Origin of the sequence: Micromonospora sp. AMSO12t (assembly GCF_008806585.1) — a bacterium.
Taxonomy (GTDB): Bacteria; Actinomycetota; Actinomycetes; order Mycobacteriales; family Micromonosporaceae; genus Micromonospora; species Micromonospora reichwaldensis.
Genome location: NZ_WAAS01000070.1, coordinates 1 through 22,067 on the forward strand (window position 1 = coordinate 1; position 22,067 = coordinate 22,067).

At 74.3% G+C, this 22,067-nt stretch carries 20 protein-coding genes; 15 read left to right on the top strand and 5 right to left on the bottom strand.

All coding sequences use genetic code 11. The features are described from left to right. The 4 genes from F6X68_RS13455 to F6X68_RS13470 form a co-directional block, all read left to right on the top strand. A partial coding sequence (locus F6X68_RS13455; protein ID WP_225852183.1) for a hypothetical protein occupies nt 1-345 on the top strand: 345 nt, incomplete at its 5' end. Nucleotides 346-375: 30 nt separating this feature from the next. Continuing rightward, on the top strand, nt 376-1,593 hold the full coding sequence (locus tag F6X68_RS13460; protein ID WP_151454596.1) for a D-arabinono-1,4-lactone oxidase: 1,218 nt from the start codon (nt 376-378) through the stop codon (nt 1,591-1,593). After that, a complete protein-coding gene (locus F6X68_RS13465) occupies nt 1,590-1,967 on the top strand; it encodes a sensory rhodopsin transducer (protein ID WP_151454597.1) in 378 nt (125 codons plus the stop codon). The genes F6X68_RS13460 and F6X68_RS13465 overlap by 4 nt, the downstream gene beginning before the upstream one ends. Nucleotides 1,968-2,001: 34 nt before the next feature. Further along, nucleotides 2,002-3,129: an aromatic acid exporter family protein gene (locus F6X68_RS13470; RefSeq protein WP_151454598.1), complete on the top strand. Its 1,128-nt coding sequence runs from the start codon at nt 2,002-2,004 to the stop codon at nt 3,127-3,129. 3 nt (nt 3,130-3,132) lie between these two features. Here F6X68_RS13470 and F6X68_RS13475 read toward each other — a convergent pair whose 3' ends face one another. The 4 genes from F6X68_RS13475 to F6X68_RS13490 all read right to left on the bottom strand — a co-directional run bounded on the left by F6X68_RS13475 (nt 3,133) and on the right by F6X68_RS13490 (nt 6,749). Further along, nucleotides 3,133-3,714, bottom strand: coding sequence for a TetR/AcrR family transcriptional regulator (locus F6X68_RS13475; RefSeq protein WP_151454599.1), 582 nt, complete (start codon nt 3,712-3,714; stop codon nt 3,133-3,135). A 14-nt stretch (nt 3,715-3,728) separates the two neighbouring features. Beyond that, a complete protein-coding gene (locus tag F6X68_RS13480; RefSeq protein ID WP_151454600.1) occupies nt 3,729-4,406 on the bottom strand; it encodes an ABC transporter ATP-binding protein in 678 nt (225 codons plus the stop codon). Then, on the bottom strand, nt 4,403-5,530 hold the full coding sequence (locus tag F6X68_RS13485; protein WP_151454617.1) for an FtsX-like permease family protein: 1,128 nt from the start codon (nt 5,528-5,530) through the stop codon (nt 4,403-4,405). The genes F6X68_RS13480 and F6X68_RS13485 overlap by 4 nt, the downstream gene beginning before the upstream one ends. 103 nt (nt 5,531-5,633) lie before the next feature. Beyond that, nucleotides 5,634-6,749, bottom strand: a complete 1,116-nt coding sequence (locus tag F6X68_RS13490) for a DUF4185 domain-containing protein (protein ID WP_151454601.1) — start codon at nt 6,747-6,749, stop codon at nt 5,634-5,636. Nucleotides 6,750-7,057: 308 nt separating this feature from the next. Between F6X68_RS13490 and F6X68_RS13495 the strand changes: the two genes are divergently transcribed. The 3 genes from F6X68_RS13495 to F6X68_RS13505 all read left to right on the top strand — a co-directional run bounded on the left by F6X68_RS13495 (nt 7,058) and on the right by F6X68_RS13505 (nt 10,822). Continuing rightward, nucleotides 7,058-9,049 carry a SpoIIE family protein phosphatase gene (locus F6X68_RS13495; protein ID WP_151454602.1) on the top strand — a complete coding sequence of 664 codons (1,992 nt, stop codon included), beginning with the start codon at nt 7,058-7,060 and terminating at the stop codon, nt 9,047-9,049. A 124-nt stretch (nt 9,050-9,173) separates the two neighbouring features. Further along, entirely contained in the window at nt 9,174-9,524 is a 351-nt protein-coding gene (locus F6X68_RS13500) for a YciI family protein (RefSeq protein ID WP_151454603.1), read from the top strand. Nucleotides 9,525-9,529: 5 nt separating this feature from the next. Further along, a complete protein-coding gene (locus F6X68_RS13505; protein ID WP_151454604.1) occupies nt 9,530-10,822 on the top strand; it encodes an RNA polymerase sigma factor in 1,293 nt (430 codons plus the stop codon). 87 nt (nt 10,823-10,909) lie between these two features. Here the strand turns inward: F6X68_RS13505 and F6X68_RS13510 are convergent, their stop codons facing one another. Continuing rightward, nucleotides 10,910-11,848, bottom strand: coding sequence for a MaoC/PaaZ C-terminal domain-containing protein (locus tag F6X68_RS13510; RefSeq protein WP_151454605.1), 939 nt, complete (start codon nt 11,846-11,848; stop codon nt 10,910-10,912). Nucleotides 11,849-12,064: 216 nt separating this feature from the next. Between F6X68_RS13510 and F6X68_RS13515 the strand changes: the two genes are divergently transcribed. From F6X68_RS13515 to F6X68_RS13550, 8 genes are read left to right on the top strand one after another with little or no spacing between them, the layout of a single operon-like run. Then, entirely contained in the window at nt 12,065-12,985 is a 921-nt protein-coding gene (locus F6X68_RS13515; RefSeq protein ID WP_225852184.1) for an ABC transporter substrate-binding protein, read from the top strand. Beyond that, a complete protein-coding gene (locus F6X68_RS13520; RefSeq protein ID WP_225852185.1) occupies nt 12,982-13,866 on the top strand; it encodes an ABC transporter ATP-binding protein in 885 nt (294 codons plus the stop codon). Before F6X68_RS13515 ends, F6X68_RS13520 begins: the two co-directional genes overlap by 4 nt. Next, on the top strand, nt 13,863-14,690 hold the full coding sequence (locus tag F6X68_RS13525) for an ABC transporter permease (protein ID WP_151454607.1): 828 nt from the start codon (nt 13,863-13,865) through the stop codon (nt 14,688-14,690). Before F6X68_RS13520 ends, F6X68_RS13525 begins: the two co-directional genes overlap by 4 nt. A gap of 50 nt (nt 14,691-14,740) precedes the next feature. Further along, nucleotides 14,741-16,750, top strand: coding sequence for a hydantoinase/oxoprolinase family protein (locus tag F6X68_RS13530; RefSeq protein ID WP_151454608.1), 2,010 nt, complete (start codon nt 14,741-14,743; stop codon nt 16,748-16,750). Between the two features lie 3 nt (nt 16,751-16,753). After that, complete coding sequence (locus tag F6X68_RS13535; RefSeq protein ID WP_151454609.1) at nt 16,754-18,331, top strand: class I adenylate-forming enzyme family protein; 1,578 nt, start codon at nt 16,754-16,756, stop codon at nt 18,329-18,331. Next, on the top strand, nt 18,331-19,689 hold the full coding sequence (gene purB, locus F6X68_RS13540; RefSeq protein ID WP_151454610.1) for an adenylosuccinate lyase: 1,359 nt from the start codon (nt 18,331-18,333) through the stop codon (nt 19,687-19,689). Before F6X68_RS13535 ends, purB begins: the two co-directional genes overlap by 1 nt. Then, nucleotides 19,686-20,447 (top strand): enoyl-CoA hydratase/isomerase family protein, encoded by a 762-nt coding sequence (locus F6X68_RS13545; protein ID WP_225852186.1) that lies wholly within the window; start codon nt 19,686-19,688, stop codon nt 20,445-20,447. Before purB ends, F6X68_RS13545 begins: the two co-directional genes overlap by 4 nt. Beyond that, the gene (locus F6X68_RS13550) at nt 20,444-22,063 is read left to right on the top strand and encodes a thiamine pyrophosphate-binding protein (RefSeq protein WP_151454611.1); all 1,620 of its coding nucleotides are present in this window, start codon (nt 20,444-20,446) and stop codon (nt 22,061-22,063) included. The genes F6X68_RS13545 and F6X68_RS13550 overlap by 4 nt, the downstream gene beginning before the upstream one ends. Nucleotides 22,064-22,067 lie beyond the last annotated feature (4 nt).

Below are 22,067 nucleotides of genomic sequence, written 5' to 3' on the forward strand. Positions count from 1 at the left end.
CTCCAGGTGTGCGGGGAAGGTCGGTCCCGGCCGCCCGCCGGGCCGGGACCGACCTTCCCCGCACACCTGGAGCCTTCGATGGACGTCGAGCTGACCCCCCTGCCCGGTATCGGGCTGCGCCGCATGTTCACCACCGACGCGGGAGTGCGCGTCGGGGTGGTGACCCATCACGTCGGCGGCCGGCGTGAGCTGGTCTACCCGGACGGCGACGACCCCGACGCCACCCGCAGCATCACCCTCACCCACGACGAGGCCGTCGTGCTCGCCGGACTGCTGGGCCTGCTCGACGTCCTCGACGTCACCGGGCCCGGCGCGCTCACGACTACCCCACCCGGCGGCGGGTAAGCCGCCTGACCGGACGCGGGGGGAGGGGACGTGGGACGAGAGTTCGTGAACTGGTCCGGCAGCCTGTCGTTCACCCCCGCCGAGTACGCCGAGCCCGCCGACGAGGACGAGGTGCGGGCGCTGGTGCGGCGGGCCCGGGAAACCGGCACGACGCTGCGGCCGGTGGGCTCCGGGCACTCGTCCAGCCCGCTGGTGCGCACCGACGGGATCCTCGCCAGCCTCGACCGGCTCGCCGGGGTGATCGCCGACGACGACGGGCTCGCCACGGTCCGCGCCGGCACCAAGCTCAAGGCCCTCGGGGAGGGCCTGTACGACGCGGGGCTGGCGATGGACAACCTCGGGGACGTGGACTACCAGTCGATCGCCGGCGCGACCGCCACCGGCACCCACGGCACCGGCCTGGGCTTCGGCAACCTCTCCACCCAGGTCGCCGGCGTCCGGCTGGTCACCGGAACCGGCGACACGGTGGACGTCAGCGCGGACCACCACCCGGAGCTCCTGCCGGCGGCCCGGCTCTCCCTGGGCGCCCTCGGCGTGCTCACCCGGGTCACGCTGGCCGTGCAACCCCGCTACCAGCTGCACCGCCGGTCCTGGTGCGCGCCCGTCGCCTGGACCCTGGAGCACCTGGCCGAGTTGCAGCACACCAACCGCAACATGGACTTCTACTGGTATCCCCGCAACGACCTTACCCAGGTCCGGGTCATGAACCGGGTCGACCAGACGCCGGACGAGCGGGTGTGGCACGCGCCGCGGGTACCGGGCTCGGCGGCCGTGGACGAGCCCCGCGAGGTCCACGTGGCACCCACCCACCGGGCCATCCCCCGCCACCGGGAACTGCGGTTCGAGGAGATCGAGTACATGCTGCCGGTGGAGGCGTTGCCGGCCTGCTTCGCGGAGGTGCGGCGGCGCATCAGGCAGCGGCACCGCCGGGTCGCCGGCTGGCGGGTGCTGGTGCGCAGCATCGCCGCCGACGACATCTGGCTCAGCAACGCCTACGGCCGGCCGACCGCGACCATCGCCTGCCTGCAGAACACCACCCTGCCGTACGAGGAGTACTTCCGGGACATGGAGGCGGTCTTCCGGCAGTACGGCGGCCGGCCGCACTGGGGCAAGAAGCACTGGCTGACCGCCCGCGAGCTGCGTCCGCTCTATCCCCGCTGGGACGACTTCCAGGCGTTGCGGCGCCGACTGGACCCGGACGGGGTGTTCCTCACCCCGGACCTGGCCCGGCTGCTGGAGGAGGCGTGACGGCACAGCTCGGTGCCCGCACGTGGGTCGTTCCCGGCGGGCACGTGCCGTTCCCCGGCCACGGTCCCGAACCGCAGTTCACCAGCTTCGACCAGCTCTGCGTGCTCAACGCCACCGACCAGGACACCGAGGTCAGCCTGGACGTCTACTACGAGGACGCCGAGCCCGTCGGGCCGTACCGGATCCTGGTCGGGGCGCGACGGATCCGGCACGTGCGGGTCAACGACCTGATCGATCCGGAGGCGGTCCGCCTCGACCGTCCCTACGGCTGCCTGCTGCGCTCGCCGGTGCCGGTGGTGGTGCAGTTCCTGCGCCAGGACACCCGGCTGCCCGGGGTCGTCGCGCTGACCGGCGTCATGGCCCACCCCGCCTGACGTTCGGGGCCGGGCGGGCAGGGTAACCCCGGCCATGCGCATCGTGGGGGACGCGGCGGCGGCGGAGTCGGACTCCCGGCTGCGCCGCACCGGCCGGGAGACCTACCGGCGCCTGCAGTCGTACCTCCTCCTCGCCGTGCAGGCCGGTCTGGCCGCGGCCCTGGCCTGGGTGACGGCCCGCGAGGTGCTGGGCAACCAGGACCCGACCTTCGCGCCGGCCGCCGCGGTCGGTGTGATCGCCGCGGCCATCGGCAACCGCACCCGCCGCACCGTCGAGCTGATCGCCGGGGTGGTGCTCGGCATCGCCGTCGGCGACGTGCTGATCGGCCTGCTGGGCACCGGGCCGTGGCAGACCGGCGTCATCGTCTTCCTGGCGATCGCCGTGGCGGTGCTGGTCCGCGGCGGCGGAGCCCTCATGACCCAGGCCGGCGGTACGGGCGTGCTGGTGGCCACCCTCACCCCGAACAATCCCGACCTGGAGCTGCCCCGGACCGTCAACGCGCTGGTCGGCGGGCTGGTCGGCCTGCTGGTCGTGCTCGTCATCGTCCCGCTGCATCCGCTGCGGACCGTGCGTCGCGTGGCGGACTCCGCGCTGGACCTCTTCGCCCGCCAGCTGACCGCGTCGGCGGAGGCGCTGGCCCGCGGCGACGCCCGCGCGGCGGAGGAGGTGCTCGACCGGATGCGCGCCGCAGAGCCCGAACTCGACCGGCTCAGCGAAGCCGTCGAGGCCGCCGAGGAGGTCACCAGGTTCTCGCCGCTGCGCTGGCGCCGCCGCCGGGCGCTGCGGGCGTACCGGCACGGCGTGGAACACATGGAACGGGCCTTCCGCAACAGCCGCACCCTCGTGCGCCGCATCGGCACCGCCCTGCGCGACGACGAGCCGGTGCCGCCCGGCCTGCCCGCCGCCGTCGAGCGCTACGGCGAGGCCGTCCGGATGCTGCACCGCGAGTTCCTGGCCGCCCGGGAACCCGTCGGTGCGCGCGAGCGGGTGCTGGCGGCGGTGCGGGAGGCCGGCGAGGCGTGCCGTCAGGACATGGGGTTCTCGGGCACCATCGTCGTGTCCCAGCTGCGGACCATCGCCAACGACCTGCTGCGCGCCACGGGCGTCCCCCGCGACGAGGCGCGTCGGCTGGTGCGCCGGGCCGCCGCCGGACATCCGTGACGCTCAGCCCTGCTGTCGCAGGTAGGGGCCCAGGAGATCCCGGGTGAGGGCGAGCACGGCGGCTTCCGAGGTGCCGTTCTCGATCATCTGTGAGGACGCGTAGACCACCGCCTGGATCAGCTCCGCCGCGGCGGCCGGGTCGCTCGCGCCGTGCTCGGCCAGGGCCGCCACCAGCGGCGTACGCAACTGGTCGTGCAGGACGCGGCTCTCCTCGGCGAGGACGGCGCCCGGCACGCTGGCGGCGAGCCCACGCATGACCGCGTGCTCCCCCTGGGCGACGAGGCGTAGGTTGGCCTCGACGTAGGCCAGCACCCGCCCGCCGGGGTCGTTGGCCCGGTCCATCTGCTGCGTGACGTATGCCGACCACTCCGGGAACATGTCGGCGATGACGGCGTTGAGCAGGTCCTCCCGCGACTTGAAGTACTGGTAGACGCTGGGGCGCGCCAGGCCTGTCCGCTTGCCCACCTCGGCCAGGCTCGGCGCCTGCGCCCCGCTCTCCGCGAGGATCTCCCGGGCCGCCGCCAGGATCGCCCGCCGCTGCCGGGCCCGGTGCTCGGCCACCGTGGGCGCCTGGATCTTCGGCACGGGAACCCCCATCGTCACGGCACGGGCATCAGTCGCCCGTCGATCATCTCGTACACCGTCGTGCAGTGGCGCAGCACGTCGTGGTCGTGGGTGACCATGACGGTGGCGACGTCGTTCTCCTTGGTCTCGCGGGCGAGCAGCTCCACCACCTCGTGACTGCGGGCACGGTCGAGGGCGGCGGTCGGCTCGTCCACCAAGAGTAGTCGCGGCCGGTTGACCAGGGCACGGGCGATGCCGACACGTTGCCGTTCGCCACCCGAGAGCTGGTGCGGTCGGCGGTTCGCCTTGTGGGCCATCCCGACCTCGTCGAGCAGGGCCGTCGCCTCGCGCGCCCGGGAGCCGTGACCGCCGAAGCGGGCCGGCAGCCGCAGCTGGTCCACGGCGGTCAACGCGGGAATGAGGTTGCCGGACTGGAACACGAAGCCGACGAACTCCCGGCGCAGTGCGGCCCGCGCCCGTGCGCTCGGCACGGTCATGTCCCGCCCGCCGAGGGTGACCGAACCCGACGTCGGGACGGTCAGCCCGCCGGCCACCGCGAGCAGGCTGGACTTGCCCGCGCCCGAGGGGCCGACGACCGCGACGAACTGCCCGGGGGCAACGGTCAGATCGACGCCGTCCAAGGCCGGTACGGTGTCGTCGCCATCGCCGAAGCGCAGGCTCACACCGCGCATGACCAGGCCGGTGTCGGTCATCGGTTCGCTCCCAGTGCGGTCAGCGGATCCACTGCGGCGATCCGGACGATGGCCACGGCCGCTCCGAGCAGGCCGAGGACGAGCAGGAGGAGGGCGGCCACCGCGATCGCCGGCGCGCTGAGCGCGAACGGGATGCCGCTGCCGACCAGGCTGCCGGCCGCCGTGCCGACCGCGACGCCCGCGCCGACGGCGAGCAGCAACAACGCGAGGGCCTGGACCAGCCCGTCGCGCAGCAGGTACGCCGTCGGAGCGCCCATGGCCCGCAGCACGGCGATCTCCGCACGGCGCTGGATGGTCCACACCGTGAAGAAGGCGCCGACCACCAGCGCCGAGATGGCGTAGAGGAACCACTCGATCAGCCGCAGGGTCGACGTCTCGGCGGTGTAGCCGGGCGAGGCGCCGTACGACTGGGTGCGGGACAGGCTCTCGGTGCCGGCGGCCCGGTCACCAGCCGCCAGGTCGACCTCGGCACCGTTGGCGGCCCGCACCGCCACGGCGGTGATCTCCTCGTAGGTGCCGCCCGGTACGGGTTCGCCGGGGCGGACGCCGGCCTTGATCTCCTGCCAGATCCGCAGCGGTAGGTAGGCCACGTCGACGTGACCGAACGTGTGCTGCTCGGCCATGGCGCCCACCACCGTGAGCCGGGTGCCGATCCGGTCGACGGTGACCGTGTCGCCCACCCGCAGCCCGGCCTCGATGGCGGTCCGGCTCACCACGATGCCGTTCGCGGCGTCCAGCCGGGCGCCCTCGGCCACGGGCGGGGCGAGGAACGAGTCGGTGGGCACGCCGAACAACGCGAGGTCGATCTCCACGCCCGAGTCGCTGCGGGCGTTGACCAGCGCGTTGCCGAAGGGCGCCGCGTCGGCGACGCGTGGTTGCGCCCGCCACGTGTCCACTGCGGAGACGTCGATGACGCTGCGGGAGAAGGCCGAATCGTGCTGCACCCCGTCGGCGAAGGCGAAGGAGGTCGCCGGGATGCGCTGGAGCCCCGACACGCCGTCGTTCACCAGGCCCGTGGAGAGCCCGGACAGTAGCACCACCAGCACCGCGATGAGCGCGACGACCGCCCCCATCAGGCCGAACCGGGCCTTGGCGAACCGCAGTTCGCGTACCGCTAGGAACATGCCCACCACCGGGGGCGCAATTTTACCGACTGCATGTTGGCATCGTACCAACACGCTGTCGGTATCCTTCCCGGCGCCGTCGGTCGGTCGGGGCGGCGTCTGGCTACGCCGATCCGACGAACTGGCTGACGTGGTAGGCGGTGCTGCGGTTGTCGGGCGTCCTGGTCCACTTCGAGACCATGAGGTGCAGGTCGTTGGCGCGTCGGCTGGACCACGGGTGGATGAAGCCGCCGTAGAGGCCCGGTTCCTGCCAGGAGGTGACCTGGATCCGCTCGGCCGTCCAGACCCGGTCCGGCCCGTCCGCCGTGCGCGTGACGATGCACCCGGTGGCGCAGTTCAGGTACGACATCACCCAGGTGCCGTCGGCCAGCCGCCGCACCGAGGGCTCGCCGAAGCGGCCGGTGAGGATGGGCGTGCACGGGCGGCCCCAGCCCCAGTTGCTGCCGTTCCAACCCCAGCCCTCGTACGACTCGGGGGAGAACAGGCGGTCCCAGCGGACCCGGCGCAGCATCATCGGCCCGTGCTGGCGCCCGGCGCGCACCGAGAAGACGTACACCCAGTCCCCGTCGCGCTGCATCGTCCACATCTGGAACGGGTCGGTGTTGGTGGCGTCGTTCCACCACTTCAGGGGCGTACGGATGAAGTCGTTGCCGTTGTCGCTGTAGGCCAGCCCGGCGTAGCGCGAGCGCCAGTGCGGCCCGGCCGGGCCGGCGGAGTTCCAGTTCTCGATGCTCATGTACGACACGAGCTGCCGGCCGGTCTCGGGGAAGGCGATGCCGTCGTTCGGGATGACGGTCACCTCCCGCAGCCCGTCGATGCCGATGCCGTGGTGGCCGTTGTGCATCAGCTCCGGGGCCCGGCCGTTGCCCGCCACCCGGGCGGCGCTGTCGAAGACGATCCCGCCGGCGGCGCCCGGGTGCACGGCGGAGCGCAGCATCACCGGCGAGCGCCAGTCGTTCGGCACCGGCGGGCCCTCGGGCCACGGGGTGTCGAACGTGTCGCCGAACAGGTAGCCGATCGAGCCGTTCTCCAGCACGTACGGTATGCCCAGGTCCGTGCCCGCGACGCGCCACCGGTGGTTGGTGTCCAGGTCGGCGCCGGTCAGGCGCTTCTTCCAGGCGGCGGCCCGGGCCGTGCCGGGGGCGAGGACCGGCGCGACGGCCGTGGCCAGGCCGGCCGCGGCGACCGTGCCGAGCAGCGAGCGGCGGGTGATCGTCATGACCGTCCTTGTCGCGAGGGGGTTGCGGACGTGGGGGAACGGACCGGCCGCGCCGGCCACATCGAACTACCGATGTCGATGTAGGGCTGGAACCTACGGCCAACCGGCCGGCGTGGTCAAGGACCGTCGGTGCGCGCCCCGAGGTCACCTCGCGGGTCGGCGGCGGGGCCCGGTACCCGGCTCGCCGACGCGCTCACCGCGGCGGGCCGCCCCGGATCCTCGACGGCGTGGACGCACGCGACGGATTGGACGGGCGGGCGCGGGCATGACAGGGTGCTGCTGGTGGGCACGGGTGAGGGTGGGCGTCGGTGACCGCTCCGCATGCACGCTGGTCCTCCGGTGACCCGCAGGCGGTGCTCGACGGGTTCGAGCAGCTGCCCGGATTCGTGTGGATCTTCGAGGGGCCCGAGCTGCGGGTGGTGGCCGCGAACCCGGCGGTGCGCGCCGCCGTCGGCAACCGCAGCGGCCTGATCGGTGAGCCCTTCCGTCGGGCGGTGCCGGAACTCGCCGGCCAGCACATCTTCGAACTGCTCGACCAGGCCCTGCACGGCATCCGCTCGCACGGCTACGAGCAGCGCGTCCTGACCGACCGCAACGGCGACGGCACGCTGACCGAGGCCTTCTACACGTTCGACATGGCGCCGTGGCGCAACCCGGACGGCTCGGTGCGCGGGGTGATCGTGCAGGCCGTCGACGCCACCCCCGTGGTGGCCGCCCGGCAGGCCGCCGAGACCGCCGCCGCCACCGCGGAGCGGCGCTACCGTCAGGCCGCCGGTCTGGTCCTGGAACTGCAACGCAGCCTCCTGCCCGACGTGCTGCCCGTCCTGCCGCACGTGCAGGTCGCCGCCCACTACCTGGTCGCGAGCAGCGACCTCGTCGCCGGCGGGGACTGGTTCGACGTGGTTCCCCTGCCCGACGGGCGGCTCGCGCTGACCGTCGGCGACGTCGTCGGGCACGGCGCCACGGCGGCGGCGGCCATGGGTCAGCTCCGTACGGTCGCCCGGCAGGCGTTGCAGTCGGGCGGCGGCCTGCCGCAGGTGCTGGCGGTCCTGGACGACTTCGCGGGCCGCGCCGACGTGACCCGGGCGGCCACCACCTGCCTCGCGGTACTCGATCCCGACACGGGGACGCTCGAAGCGGCCAGCCACGGACACCCCGCGCCGCTGGTGATCGGCGCCACCGGCGAGGCCCGGTACCTGCCCCTGACGCCCACGGGACCACTGGGCACCGGAGCGGACCCCGCCCCGGTGCAGACCCACCAGCTACGGGCCGACGACGTCCTGCTGCTCTACACCGACGGCCTGATCGAACGCCCCCGGCAGAGCCTGCACGACGGCGCCCGCATCCTGGCCGACGCCGCGGCGGCCGCCCGGCGGGCGATACTCGACGCGGCCACGACCATCCCGCAGCGGCTGCCCGACCGGATCTGCACCCTGGTCACGGAACGGCTCGCCCTCGCCGGCGGCGGCTTCGGCGACGACACCACGCTCCTCGCCGCCCACCTCCTGCCGCAGCCCCTCGCACCGCTGCACGTGACCCTGCCCGCCGACAGGACGGCGCTGCGCCCGATGCGCCGGCACCTGAGCGACTGGCTCGTCCGGATCGGGGCCGGCGAACTCGACGCGAGCGACCTCGTCCACGCCGCGGGGGAGGCCGTCACCAACGCCGTCGACCACGCCTATCCGAGCGGTACGCCGGGGACGTTCACGCTGCACGGCACGCTGGACCACCAGGGCGTCGTGCACGTCACCTGCGCCGACCAGGGGCGGTGGCGCCCACCGGTCGCCGACCCGGGCGGTCGCGGCCGTGGGCTGACGATGATCCGCGGGCTCGTCGACCGCGCAGAGGTCAGCCACACCGAGGCCGGCACCACCGTCAGCATGCACCACCACATCGGCCAGGCCACCAACGTCACCACCGTGGCCGCCGCCCAGGCGGCCGGCCCCCACAAGCAGGCCGCCGTCGTCGAGGAGTTCACGGCCGCCGTCATCGAGGCGCCGACGGGCCGGGTGCTGCGCGTGCAGGGGCCGGTGGACCTGGTCACCGGCCCCCGGCTGCGCGCCGCGATCATGCAGGCCAGCCGCGGCGGCAGCCTGCCGCTGACCATCGACCTCACCCCGGTCACCCACCTGAGCAGCACCGGCGTACGGGTGCTGCACGAGGTCGCCCGGATCGTCGCGCATCTGCGCGTCACCGCCACCCCGCAGAGCCCCGCCCACGCCGTGCTGGAACTGACCGGGCTGGGTCACCTCCTGCCGGAGCCCTCTGCGGACGGCAGGGACGACGGGTTCCACCGGTAGCCGGAGCCGAACCGGGAAAGAATCTTCGGGCCGGCTGTCCAATCGGCCGTCCCCCGTCCGTAGTGATGTCGTACGGCGTCGCCCGGTACGGCAGCGGCGACGCGACACTGAGGGGAGTCGGATCATGAAGTACATGTTGCTCATCAACGCGAGTGCGGTCGACGAGGACGGCGGGGCCGCCGGCTGCGACGTCAGCGACTGGATGGCGTACGACAAGCAGGTGCGCGAGGCGGGGATCCTGGTCTCCGGCGAGTCGCTGGCGGACCTGGTCACCGCCACCACCGTGCGGGTCGGCGAGGACGGCAGGCGGACCGTCACGGACGGGCCGTTCGCCGAGACCCGCGAGATCCTCGGCGGCTTCTACGTGATCGACGTGCCGGACCTCGACGTCGCGCTCGACTGGGCGGCGCGCTGCCCCGGCGCGCGCGGGAACGGCGCCGTCGTGGTCCGGCCGGTCGCCGAGTTCGGGGGCTGAGCGCGGTGGGCGGAGCGCCCGCCGACACCGGGGGGACGGACGAGGCGCCGGCGGCGGTCGTGGAGGCCGTGTTCCGTGAGGAACGCGGCCGGCTGCTGGCGGCCCTCGTCCGCCGCTTCGGCGACCTGGACCTGGCCGAGGAGGTCACCTCCGAGGCCGTCGAGGCGGCGCTGACCCGGTGGCCGGTCGACGGCGTTCCGCCCAGGCCCGGCGCCTGGCTGATGACCACCGCGCGCCGCCGGGCGGTCGACCGGCTGCGCCGGGACCAGGCCCTCGCCGCGCGGCTGGCGATCCTCCAGGCGGAGGCGGATCGGGCGGAGCCCGCCCCCGCCCCGATGCCGGGTGGTGAGCTGCCGGACGAGCGGCTGCAGCTCTTCTTCACCTGCGCGCACCCGGCGCTCGCGGCCGAGGACCACGGGGCGCTGACGCTGCGCTACCTGGCGGGCCTGACCACACCGGAGGTGGCCCGCGCCTTCCTGGTGCCGACGGCGACGATGGCCAAGCGGATCACCCGGGCGAAGAAGAAGATCCACGAGGCCCGGATCCCGTTCCGCGTGCCTGCCCCGCAGGAGCTGCCGCAGCGGCTGCCGGGTGTGCTCCAGGCGGTGTATTCGATCTTCACGGAGGGGTACGCGGCCAGCGAGGGCCCGCGCCTGCAACGGCTCGACCTCGCCGAGGAGGCCATCCGGCTGGCCCGGATCCTGCGCCGGCTGCTGCCCGCCGGACGGGAGGTCGCCGGGCTGCTCGCGCTCATGCTGCTGATCCACGCCCGCCGCGACGCCCGCACCGGCCCGGACGACGAGCTGCTGCTGCTCGACGAGCAGGACCGTGGTCGCTGGGACCGCCCCATGATCGCCGAGGGCCTCGACCTGGTGCCCGTCGCGCTGGCCGGCGGCCCGCCCGGCCCGTACGGCGTGCAGGCCGCGATCGCCGCCCTGCACGTCGAGGCGGCGGACCTCGCCACCACCGACTGGCCGCAGATCGTCGCGCTCTACGACGTGCTGCTCGCCCTCGCGCCGTCCCCGGTCGTCGCGCTGAACCGGGCGGCGGCGGTGGCGATGCGCGACGGCCCGGAGGCGGGACTGGCGCTGCTGGACGAGCTGGCCGACGAGCCGCTGCTGCGGGGCCACCACCCCTACCCGGCCGCCCGGGCCGACCTGCTGCACCGCCTCGGCCGGCACGCCGACGCCGCCGAGGCGTACCGGGAGGCGCTCGGCCTGGCGGGCACCGAACCCGAACGCGCCCTGCTGCGCCGCAGGCTGGACGCGATCGAGCGGCTCCGCGCGCCGGGCACGTGACGGCGTGACCGCCGACCGCGGCCGGGCGGCCCCGTAGGACCCGCTCCGCCCTGTCGGGGCGCTACCGGAGGACGGACAGGCGGGTGGTCACCGGGCGGAGACCGCCAGCACGCCCCGGTCCAGGACGACCCGTCCGGTCCCGTCGGTGGCGCGGAAGACCACGCCGTACGGGCGCCGCCAGGCGTGCACCGTCAGGGTGTCGCCCGGGTGCAGCGGGGCGGCGAAGCGGACGCGGACGTGCCGGACGCGGGTCGGGTCGTCACCGACGAGGGGCAGCAGGAGCCGGCCGGCGAAGCCGAAGGTGCACAGGCCGTGCAGTATCGGACGGGGCAGCCCGGCCCGACCGGCGACGGCCGGATCGGAGTGCAGCGGGTTGCGGTCCCCGCTGAGCCGGTAGAGCAGCGCCTGGTCCGGGCGGACGGTGGCGACGATCCGGTGCTCGGGCGGGTCGGCCGGCGGCTGCCAGCGGGCGGGCCGGGCGCGACGCCCGCCGAATCCGCCGGCGCCGATGACGAACATGGCCCGGCGTACGGTGCCGACGAGCGTGCCCGCCGGGTCGTGGAGCCGGGAGACGTGCTCGACCAGGGCACCGCTGCCCTGGTCGTGCAGGGCGGTCACGGCGGCGGTGGTGTGCACCTGCCCGCCCGGTGACAGCGGGCGGAACAGGGTCAGCGCCTCCTCCGCGTGCCGAATCGCGGTGAGTTCGCCCAGGGGCGGCGGGTCGGCGGCGAGCACGCTGGCGAAGGTCGGCAGCACCCGCTGCGGGTGGCCGGTGGAGTTCTCGGTGGTGAAGCGGAGCTCCGCCGCCGGGTCGCGTTGTCCCGCGCCGACCCCGAGGGCGTAGAGGATCGTCTCGGTCGGGGTCCACGCCCGCTCCAGCGAGGTGCGCAGTCCGACGAGCGCCGGCGCGACAAGCCGGCCGCCGCCAGCGGATCCTTGGCTACGCAGAGTGGTCAACTCGGTCGCTTCGGCGGTGGGCGGCGGCTGCGTCCGGGCGGCATGGGCCCGTTTGTCCTGCGTGTTCATCGGACTCCCGGTTTGTGGTCGCGGGTTCGACCCGTCGGCTGGCGATGATCGACGGCTACTGTCTGTTGCAGGAAGGTGAGGCCGAATCTCTTGACTGCGCCCACCGTCCGGCAGTAGCGTCCCATATTAAGCAACGGTAACCATAATATGAGCCGCTAGGTATCTGGGGTAGCCATGAGAATGCGAGCATTGCGAGCTGCGGTAGCAGCCCTGCTGGTGACCGCCGCCGTTGCGGCATGCGCGGAGAACCAGACCCCGACCGAGTCCGGTGGCGGCGAGGCGGCCCCGTCGGCGGCGGTCAACTTCGGCGTCGGCGTCGACCCGGCGTACTCCCCGATCTACCTCGCCGACCAGGAGAAGCTGTTCGGGGCCAACGGCCTGAACGTCACCGTCACCCAGTTCCAGGAGGGCACCGGCGGCCTCGACGCGATCCTGGCCAAGCAGGGCCAGTTCACGGCCAGCACCGAGTCGAGCCTGCTGAACCGTGCCACCCGGGGTGACATCAAGGGTCTGGCCGTCTTCTCGCAGTCGCCCAGCTTCATCAAGCTCGTGGCGCGCTCCGGCGTCAACGACGTGTCGGGCATCAAGAAGTACGGCGTCGTCCCCGGCACCGTCAACGAGTACGCCACCAACAAGGTCCTCGCGGCGCGCGGCATCAGCCGGGAGTCCGTCGAGTTCGTCAACGCCTCGCCCGCCGAGATGCCGGCCCTGCTGCAACGCGGCGACGTGGACGGCTACATCATGTGGGAGCCGTGGCCGTCGCGCGGCGTCGCCAACGGCGGCAAGGTCCTGCTGACCAGCGGCGACATCGGCTACGTCTACAACCTGGTGATCGGGGTCGACGGCGCCTGGTACGAGGCCAACAAGGAGACCGCCAAGAAGGTCGTCCAGACCATCGGCCAGGCGTGCGAGCAGCTCACGAAGGACCCGGCCAAGGCGGGCACGGTCACCGAGAAGGCCATCAAGGTGCCGGCGAAGGAGGCCCAGACGCTGCTGGAGGGCGTCCAGTGCCAGGTCCGCGACTTCACCGACGACGACCTCAAGCGCTACGGCGAGATCGCCCAGTTCCAGCAGGACAGCAAGATCGTCACCCAGAAGGCGGACCCGGCGACCGTCATGGTCAAGGGGGTGGCGTGACAGTCGACGGCACCGCACCCACCACGACCTTCGCCGGCCGACCCGCCAGCCGCGCCGGCTCCCCGATCCGCATCAGCGACGTCGACATCCGCTTCGGCGAGTTCGTCGCCGTCAGCGGCGCGAGCCTCGACATCGCCGCCGGTGAACTCGTCTGCCTGCTCGGCCCGAGTGGCTGCGGCAAGTCCACGCTGCTCAACGCGGTCGCCGGCTTCGTCCGGCCGGCGGCCGGCGAGGTGACCTGCGGCGGCGAGCCCGTGACCGGGCCCGACGTGTCGCGGGGCGTGGTCTTCCAGAGCGCCGAGGCGCTGTTCCCCTGGCTGACCGTACGCCAGAACGTCGCCTTCGGGCCGCAGATGCGCGGCGTGCCGAAGGCCCAGCGCGAGGCGGTCGTCGAGCGGTACCTGGCGATGGTCGGCCTCGCGCACAGCGCCGAGCGGTTCCCCGAGCAGCTCTCCGGCGGCATGCGCCAGCGGGCCCAGCTCGCCCGGGTCCTGGCCAACGACCCCTCGGTCGTGCTGATGGACGAGCCGTTCGGGGCGCTGGACGCCCAGACCCGGCTCGTGATGCAGGTCGAACTCGACCGGATCTGGCGCGAGACCGGCGCCACGATCATCTTCGTCACCCACGACATCGGCGAGGCGATCCTGCTCGGCGACCGGATCGTCACGATGACCGCGGGACCGTCGGCGGCCATCAAGAAGGACTACCGCTGCGACCTGCCCCGCCCCCGCGACCTGACCGACCCGGCCTGCGCGGCGCTCTTCCGGGAGCTGCGCGAGGACATCGGCGCCGAGGTGGCCCGGACGCTGCGCGCCCAGGGGCTCGACGACGGCCACGACGGGCGGCCCGGCGCGGGCGACGACCGGACGGAGGGGCGATGACAGTCGAGGCACCCACCGTTCCCGACCGCACCAGGGCGTCGGCGTCGGCCGGCCCCCGCCGCAACCGCTGGCCCCGGCTGACCCGCATCGGGCTGTCGGTCCTGTCGGTGCTGCTCGGCGTCCTGATCTGGGACCTGGTCAGCCGCAACTACACGGCCTTCTTCCTGCCCTCGCCGCGGCTCACCCTCGACGGCGCGGTCGAACTCGTCCGCGACGGGACCCTGTGGGACTCGGTCAGCGCGTCCTCGACCCGCATCCTCACCGGCTGGCTGCTCGGCGTGCTCGTCGGCGTGCCGATGGGTCTGCTGATGGGCTGCATCCCCTGGCTGCGGCTGATGCTCGACCCGTACATCCAGTTCTTCCGCTTCGTGCCGCCGATCGCCTTCGTCACCCTGGCCATCATCTGGCTCGGGCCGGGGGAGGCGTCGAAGGTGGCGCTGATCTTCTACACCACCGTCTTCATCGTCGCCCTCAACACCCTGGCCGGGGTGCTGTCGGTCAACGAGATCCGGATGCGGGCGGCCCGCGCGCTCGGCGCCGGCCCCGTACGCAGCCTCGTCTCGGTCGTGCTGCCGTCGACGGTGCCGCACGTGGTCACCGGGGCCCGGCTGGCGATGGGCAACTCGTTCCTGACGATCGTCTCCGCCGAGATCGTCGCCGCCCAGAGCGGCCTGGGATCGCTGATCTGGACGGCACGGAACTACGCCAAGACGGAATGGGTCTTCGTGGGCATCATCGCCCTGGGCCTGCTCGGCTACCTCTTCGACTGGATCCTGCGTCTGGTCACGGGACGGACCCTGCGCCGCTACGGCGTGAACTTCTAGCGGCCCGACCCGTCGCCGACGCCATCCACCCCCTATCCGAAAGGCTCGCCATGCTCTGCATCGGCGTCGACATCGGTGGCACCTTCACCGACGTCATCGTCTACGAGCCGGCCACCGCCCGGCTCGCCGAGGCCAAGACCCTCTCCACCCCGCACGATCCGGCGGCGGCGATCTTCGAGGGCCTCGCCAAGCTCGGTGTCAGCCTGGACACGGTCGACCGCTTCGTGCACGGCACCACCCGGGTGACCAACGCGTTGCTCGAAGGCTCCGGCGAGCCGGTGTCGGTCCTGGCCACCGAGGGCTTCCGGGACGTGCTGGAGATGGGCCTCGGGCACCGGCCCCGCCTCTACAGCGTCAAGGAGAGCGGCCGGCCGCCGCTCGTCGCGCGCCGGCACCGGCACGTGCTGCGCGAACGCATCGGCGCCGACGGCAGCGTCGTCCGGCCGCTGGACACCGACGAACTGGACGAGGCCCTCGACCGGGTGGCCGCCGCCGGTCCCCGGGCGGTGGCGGTCTGCCTGCTGCACTCGTACCGCAATCCCGCCCACGAGCGGGCCGCGGCGCGGCGGCTGGCCGAGCGGTACCCCGACCTGGTCTGCACCGTCTCCTCCGACGTGGTGCCGGAGCAGGGCGAGTACGAGCGGTTCGCCACCACCGTGCTCAACGCCAGCGTGCGGGCGACCGTCGCCGACTACCTGCGCGGGCTCGGCGGCGCCCTCGCCGACGGCGGGTACGCCCACCCGCTGTCGATCATGACGAGCAGCGGCGGTGTCGTCTCCACCGAGGAGGCCGGGCGGCTGCCGATCAACCTCGCCCTCTCGGGGCCCGCCGGCGGGGTCGCGGCCACCGTGCACCTCGCCTCGCTCGCCGGCTATCCCAACGTCATCACCTGCGACATCGGCGGCACCAGCACGGACGTCTGCCTGATCAAGAACGGCGCGCCGTTGATGACCAACGACGGGAAGATCGCCGGCTACCCGAACCGCACCTTCCAGGTCGAGATCAACACGATCGGCGCCGGCGGCGGCTCGATCGCCTGGCGCGACCGGGGCGGGGAACTGCGGGTCGGGCCGCGCAGCGCCGGCTCGACCCCCGGCCCGGCCGCGTACGGCCGGGGCGGCACCGAGCCGACCACCACCGACGCGCACCTGCTCGTCGGCCACCTCGACCCGCAGGAGAGCCTGGGCGGGGAGGTGCCGCTCGACCCCGACGCGGCCCGCACCGCCCTGGCCGGGCTGGCCGGCACGTTCGGTCTCGACGAACTGGACCTGGCGCACGGCATCCTCACCCTCGCCACGGTCAAGATGACCAGCGCGATCAAGGAGATCTCCGTCGCCTGCGGGCACGACCCGCGCGACTTCGTGCTGATGCCCTTCGGCGGCGCCGGCCCGATGCACGCCACCGACCTCGCCGACGAACTCGGCATCCGTCGGGTCCTGGTTCCGCCGGTGCCGGGCAACTTCTCCGCGCTCGGCTTCGTCACCGCCCAGGCCCGCCACGACTACGTCCGTACCGTGCTGGTGCCGGCCGACGACGACGGCCTGGCGGCCGTCCGGGCGGCCCTGGCCGACCTGCGCGACGCCGCCCTGGCCCAGCTCAAGGCCGAGGACGACGTGGAGCCCGACCAGGTCAGCTTCGGCCTGTCGGTCGGCATGCGGTTCCGGGGCCAGAGCTTCGACCTCGCCGTCGCCCTGCCCGAGCTGCCGGCCACCGCCGACGAGCTGGTGGCGGCCTTCCACGCCGCCTACGCCGAGCGGTACGCCTACACCCGCTCCGACCACCCCGCCGAGATCGTCAACTGCCGGCTCACCGCGTTCGGGCCCCGCCCGGCCGTCCGCTTCGCCGCCCCGACCGGCGGCCCGGCGCAGCCCGACCGGACCCGTCTCTACCGCCCGGGCGGCTGGGTCGAGGCGACCGTGTGGCGGCGCGCCGACCTGGGGCCGGGCTGTGCCGTCGTCGGTCCCGCCGTCGTACGCGAGAACGGCAGCACCACCGTCGTCGGCGGCGGATGGGCCGCCACGGTCGACGACCACGGAAACCTGCTGCTGACCAAGGAGTGATCCGTGATTCCGCCAGCCCTCGACCTCACCGTGCTGGAGCGCGCCGCGCGGCAGCCGGACCGCGCCCTGTACGTCTTCGACGATCCGGCCCGGCCGGTGACCACGGGGGAGTTCGCCGACCTCGCCGGCCGGGCCGCCGCTGTCCTGGCGGCCCAGGGCGTCGGCCGCGGCGACCGGATCGCGGTTTGGGCCGAGAACGGGCTGGCCTGGCTGGTGCTGCTGGCCGCCGCGGCCTGGCGGGGCGCCGCCCTGACCACCCTGCACCCCGGCCTCACCGGGCCCGAGCTGACCTCGGCGCTGGCCCGCAGCCGCCCCCGGCGCCTCTACGCCGCCGAGCGGGTCCGCGACCGGCACGGCCCGTCCACCGTCACGCGGGTCCTGGCGGCGCTGCCGCCCGGCGAGCGGCCGGACGGCTGGCACGTCCTCGACGCGGACCTGGGACACGCGGGGCTGGCCCGGCTGCCCGGCTGGGACGGCCCGGTCCCGGCACCCGTGGGTGATCCCGACGCCGCCTGCAACATCCAGTTCACCTCGGGCTCCACCGGCCCGGCCAAGATGGTGTCGCTGAGCGCCGGCAACCTGCTGGCCAACGCGGCCTGGACGGCCGAGGCCGCGGGGCTGCGCGCCGACGACCGGATCGCCTCGCCGCTGCCCCTGGCCCACGCGGCGGGGCTCGGCAGCGGGGCGATGCTGGCGCTGGTGACGGGCGCGCTGTGGGTCTCCACCCGCCGGTTCCGCACCGAGCCGGTCCTCGACCAGATCCAGCGGCACGCGTGCACGGTGGTGCAGGCCGTGCCCACCATGGCGTCGATGCTCACCGACCGCGTCGAGCGGGACCCCGGCCGCTGGGACCTGTCGTCGCTGCGGGTCGGCTTCCTCGGCGGCGCCACGTGCACCCCGGCGCTGCTCACCCGCACCCGACGGGTGCTCGGCCTGGACCGGGTGGCGGTCGTCTACGGCCAGACCGAGGCCGGCCCGACGATCAGCCTGGACCCCGGCGACGGGACCTGTGGCGCGCCCGGTGACACCGTCGGCCGCGTCCTGCCGGCTCTTCAGGCCACCGTGGTCGACCCCGCCACCCGCGCCCCGCTGCCCGCCGGGCGGGTCGGGGAGCTGCTGGTACGCGGCAGCTCGGTCACCCGCGGCTACGCCGACGACCCGTTCACCACCGCCGCCACGATCACCAGCGACGGCTGGCTGCGCACCGGCGACCTGGGCGCGCTGACCGACGAGCGGGTCCTCACCCTGGCTGGTCGGATCAAGGAACTGATCATCCGCGGCGGCGAGAACGTCCATCCCGCCGAGGTCGAGGCGGTGCTCGCCGACGACCCGGCCGTGGCCCGGGTGTGCGTCCTCGGCGTGCCGTCAGCCCGCTGGGGGGAGGAGATCGCGGCCCTGGTCGTGACCGTCCCCGGTGGGCACTGCGACGTCGACCGGCTCACCCGCACCGCCACCGAACGGCTGGCCCGGCACAAGGTGCCGACCCTGATCCGTACCGTCGCCGACCTGCCGCTGCTGCCGTCCGGGAAGGTCGACCGGCGGGCCGCCCGGGAACTGCTCGTCGCGGAGGGGGAACGCTGATGCAGCTCGGATCGTGCTTCCTGGACTCGCTGACCGTCACCAGCTTCTTCGGCAACGCCGAGATGCGCGGGGTCTTCAACGACCGGCAGCTCATGCAGTCCTGGCTCGACGTGGAGGCCGCCCTCGCCCGGGGCCAGGCGAAGCTGGGCATCATCCCGTCCGCCGCCGCGCAGGCGATCACCGAGGCGGCCCGCGTCGAGCGGCTCGACACGGCGGTGCTCGCCGCCGACGCCGCCGACACCGTGCACCCGCTGGTGCCGCTGGTGCGGGCGCTCACCGCCGCCTGCCCGGGCGACGCGGGTCGCTACGTCCACCTCGGCGCCACCACGCAGGACGTGATGGACACCGGGTTCGTCCTGCGGGCCCGCGACGGCCTGGACATCGTGCAGCGGCAGGTCGACGAGCTGGTCCGCGCGCTGCGGCGGCTCGCGCTGCGCCACCGGGCCACCCCGATGGCCGCCCGCACCCACGGGCAGCAGGCGCTGCCGACGACGTTCGGCCTGCGCTGCGCGGTGTGGCAGGACGAGCTGCAACGCCACCGCGTCCGGCTGCGGCAACTGCGCCAGCGGCTGCTGGTGACCAGCATGGGCGGCGCGGCCGGCACGATGGCCGGCTACGGCGCGCAGGCGTTCGCGCTGGAGCAGGCGGTCGCCGCCGACCTGGGGCTCGGCGTCGCCGACACCCCCTGGCACGCCACCCAGGACCGCTTCGCCGAGTGCCTGATGGTCTTCGGCCTCGTCGCGGCCAGCGCCGAGAAGCTGGCCCGGGAGGTCTACTTCCTCGGCCGCACCGAGGTCGGCGAGGCGTACGAGTCGCAGCGCTCCACCCAGGTTGGCAGCAGCACGATGCCCCACAAGCGCAACCCGATCCGCTGCGAGGCGGTGATCGCCGCCGCCGGCACCCTGCGGGCCCAGGTGCCCCTGGCGTTGCAGACCATGGTCGCCCAGGACGACCGGGACATGGGCGTCGGGATGACGCTGTGGAAGCTGCTGCCGGAGTGCTTCATCCTGCTCGGCGGCGCGATGCAGCGACTGGTCGACGTCTTCGGTGACCTCGGCGTCAACCCCGACCGGATGCGCGCCAACCTCGACCTCACCGGCGGGCTCGTGCTCTCCGAGGCGGTGATGCTGCGCCTGGCCGGTCCGCTCGGCCGGGAGCAGGCCCACCACCTGGTCATGCGGATCGTCCGCGACAGCCTCGATGCGGGCCGCCCGTTCGCGGAGACGTTGCGCGCCGACCCGCAGGTGACCGCCGCCCTGCCCGCGGCGGAACTCGCCGGCCTGCTGGACCCGCTGTCGTACGTCGGCCACGCCGCCGCGCTGGTCGACCGCGCCCTACTGAACTCGGAGTCGCCATGACCGCCGCACACCGTGCCGAGGAATCCGTGCTGCTGCACCGCGACGGCCGGCTGGCCCGGGTGACGCTGAACCGGCCCGCCCGGCGCAACAGCTTCGACCTGGCGATGCTCGCCCGCTTCGAGGACGTGCTGCACGAGCTGTCCCGCGACGACCGGACCGAGGTGGTCGTGCTGACCGGCTCCGGCACCGCGTTCTGCGCCGGCACCGACCTGCACGAGCTGGCCACCCTCGACGCCCGGGCCACGATGTCGGTGCAGCGCCGCACCGCCGAGCTGGTCGAACGCTGGTACCGGCTGGAACAGACCACCGTCACGGCGTTCAACGGCCCGGCCATCGGCTCCGGCGCGGTGCTCGGTCTCGCCAGCGACCTGCGGGTGGCCGCCGACACCTGCTTCGCGACCTTCCCGGAGGTCGGCTTCGGCATCCCGCTGACCTGGAGCGGCATGGCGATCCTCGCCGACCTCGTCGGCGCCGACCTGGCCAAGCGGTGGCTGCTGCTCGGCGACCGGATCCCCGCCGACGAGCTGCGCGACCTGCGGCTGGTGACCGAGGTGGTGGAGCCGGGGCGGCTCGCCGACGCCGCGACCGGGATCGCCGAGCGGCTGCTGGCCACCTCCGCGGTCGGCCGGTCAATGACCAAGCGGGCCGCCCGCCTGGCCGGGCCCCGCTTCGAGGCGGCCGCCAACGACTCCTACCTCGGCGCGCTGAGCGTGGCGCTGCGCCCCGCCGGCGACTACCTCGCCCGGGACCCCCGGTGAGGGCCGGCGAGGCGATCGCCGACGCCATCGTGGCGCACGGGGTCGACACGATCTTCGGGCTGCTAGGCGACGCCAACATGTTCCTGGTCGCGGACCTGGTGCAGCGCCACGGCGTCCGGTTCGTGGCCGCCCGCAACGAGAACGCCGCGGTGATGATGGCCGACGGCTGGGCCCGCGCCACCGGCCGGTGCGGGGTCGTCACCGTGACCCAGGGCCCCGGCCTGGCCGTCGCCGGCGCCGCGCTGACCATCGCCCGGCAGGCCGGCACGCCGCTGGTCCTGATCGCCGGCGACACCCCGCCCGGCGACCCGCTGCACGTGCAGAGCTTCCCGCAACAGCCGTTCGCGCTGGCCACCGCCGGGGCGTTCGTGCCCGTGACGGCGCCGGCCACCGCCGCCCGCGACGTCGGCCTGGCGTTCCGGGCCGCCGCCGAACGGCCCGGCCCCGTCGTCCTCGACGTTCCCATCGACCTCCAGGACGAGCCGGTGCCGGCCGGCGCCGCGCCCGCGCCGACGGTCGCCGCGTACCGGCCCGCCGCGCCGGCACCGACCGACGAGGCCGTCGCCGAGCTGGTCGGCCTGCTGGCCGCCGCCCACCGCCCGGTGCTGCTGGCCGGGCGGGGCGCCGAGGCGGGGGCGGACGACGTACGCCGCCTCGCCGACCGCTGCGGCGCGGTGCTCGCCACCACCGTGCTGGCCGCCGGGCTCTTCGCCGGGCACCCGTACCACCTGGGGGTGGCCGGGGGACTGGCCCGCCCGCTGACCCGGCGGGTGCTGGCCGACGCGGACCTGGTGGTCACCTTCGGCGCCGGACTCAACCGGTGGACGGCCGACCACGGCGCGCTCTTCCCCGCGGCGCGGGTGGTCGCCGTCGACCTCGACGCACGGGCGCTGGGGGCACGCTGGCCCGTCGACCTGGGGATCGTCGGGGACGCGGCGGTCACCGCGCGGGCCCTGACGGCCCGGCTCGACCCGGTCGAGCGCCCGGAGTGGCGCAGCCCCGCCCTGGCCGCGCAGATCGTGGCGGCCGACCCGTTCGACGGCATCGAGTTCGTCGAGGGGGCGGCGGGGATCGACCCCCGGGCGTTCATCCGGGTCTGCGCCCGCCGGCTCCCGGCCCGGCGCACCACGGTGGTCGGGGTGGGGCAGTTCGGCGGCTGGCCCAACCTGCTGCTCGACTCGTCCGCCGTGGACCGCGCGTTCATCGCACCCTGGGAGTTCGGCAGCATCGGCGTCGGCCTGCCGTACGCCGTCGGGGCTGGGGTGGGCCGCCCGGACCGGCCGGTGGTCGCCTTCGAGGGCGACGGCAGCCTGCTCACCGGCCTCGGGGAGCTGGACACCCTGGCCCGGGTCGGTGCGCCCGTGCTGCTGGTGGTCCTCGACGACGGCGGCTACGGCGCGGAGGTGCGCAAGTTCGGCCCGCGCGGGGTCGACCCGGCGCTGGCCCGGTTCCCGGCCCGGGACCTGGCCGCCGTGGCGCGGTCCCTGGGCGTACCGGCCTGGACGGTCACCGACCAGGCCGGCGCGGAGGCGGCGTTCGACGAGGTGCTGCCGGTGACCGGGCCGGGGGTGCTGCACGTGCGGGTCCTGCCCGAGGTCACCCAGGAGCGTTTCTGACGGT

What these genes read in the sequence shown, in the direction of transcription:
- F6X68_RS13525 (WP_151454607.1), top strand. Translation starts at nt 13,863, where the DNA reads ATGACAGTCGAGGCACCCACCGTTCCCGACCGCACCAGGGCGTCGGCG.
- F6X68_RS13480 (WP_151454600.1), bottom strand. Translation starts at nt 4,406, where the DNA reads ATGACCGACACCGGCCTGGTCATGCGCGGTGTGAGCCTGCGCTTCGGC.
- F6X68_RS13510 (WP_151454605.1), bottom strand. Translation starts at nt 11,848, where the DNA reads ATGAACACGCAGGACAAACGGGCCCATGCCGCCCGGACGCAGCCGCCG.
- F6X68_RS13500 (WP_151454603.1), top strand. Translation starts at nt 9,174, where the DNA reads ATGAAGTACATGTTGCTCATCAACGCGAGTGCGGTCGACGAGGACGGC.
- F6X68_RS13490 (WP_151454601.1), bottom strand. Translation starts at nt 6,749, where the DNA reads ATGACGATCACCCGCCGCTCGCTGCTCGGCACGGTCGCCGCGGCCGGC.
- purB (WP_151454610.1), top strand. Translation starts at nt 18,331, where the DNA reads ATGCAGCTCGGATCGTGCTTCCTGGACTCGCTGACCGTCACCAGCTTC.
- F6X68_RS13530 (WP_151454608.1), top strand. Translation starts at nt 14,741, where the DNA reads ATGCTCTGCATCGGCGTCGACATCGGTGGCACCTTCACCGACGTCATC.
- F6X68_RS13545 (WP_225852186.1), top strand. Translation starts at nt 19,686, where the DNA reads ATGACCGCCGCACACCGTGCCGAGGAATCCGTGCTGCTGCACCGCGAC.
- F6X68_RS13470 (WP_151454598.1), top strand. Translation starts at nt 2,002, where the DNA reads ATGCGCATCGTGGGGGACGCGGCGGCGGCGGAGTCGGACTCCCGGCTG.
- F6X68_RS13485 (WP_151454617.1), bottom strand. Translation starts at nt 5,530, where the DNA reads ATGTTCCTAGCGGTACGCGAACTGCGGTTCGCCAAGGCCCGGTTCGGC.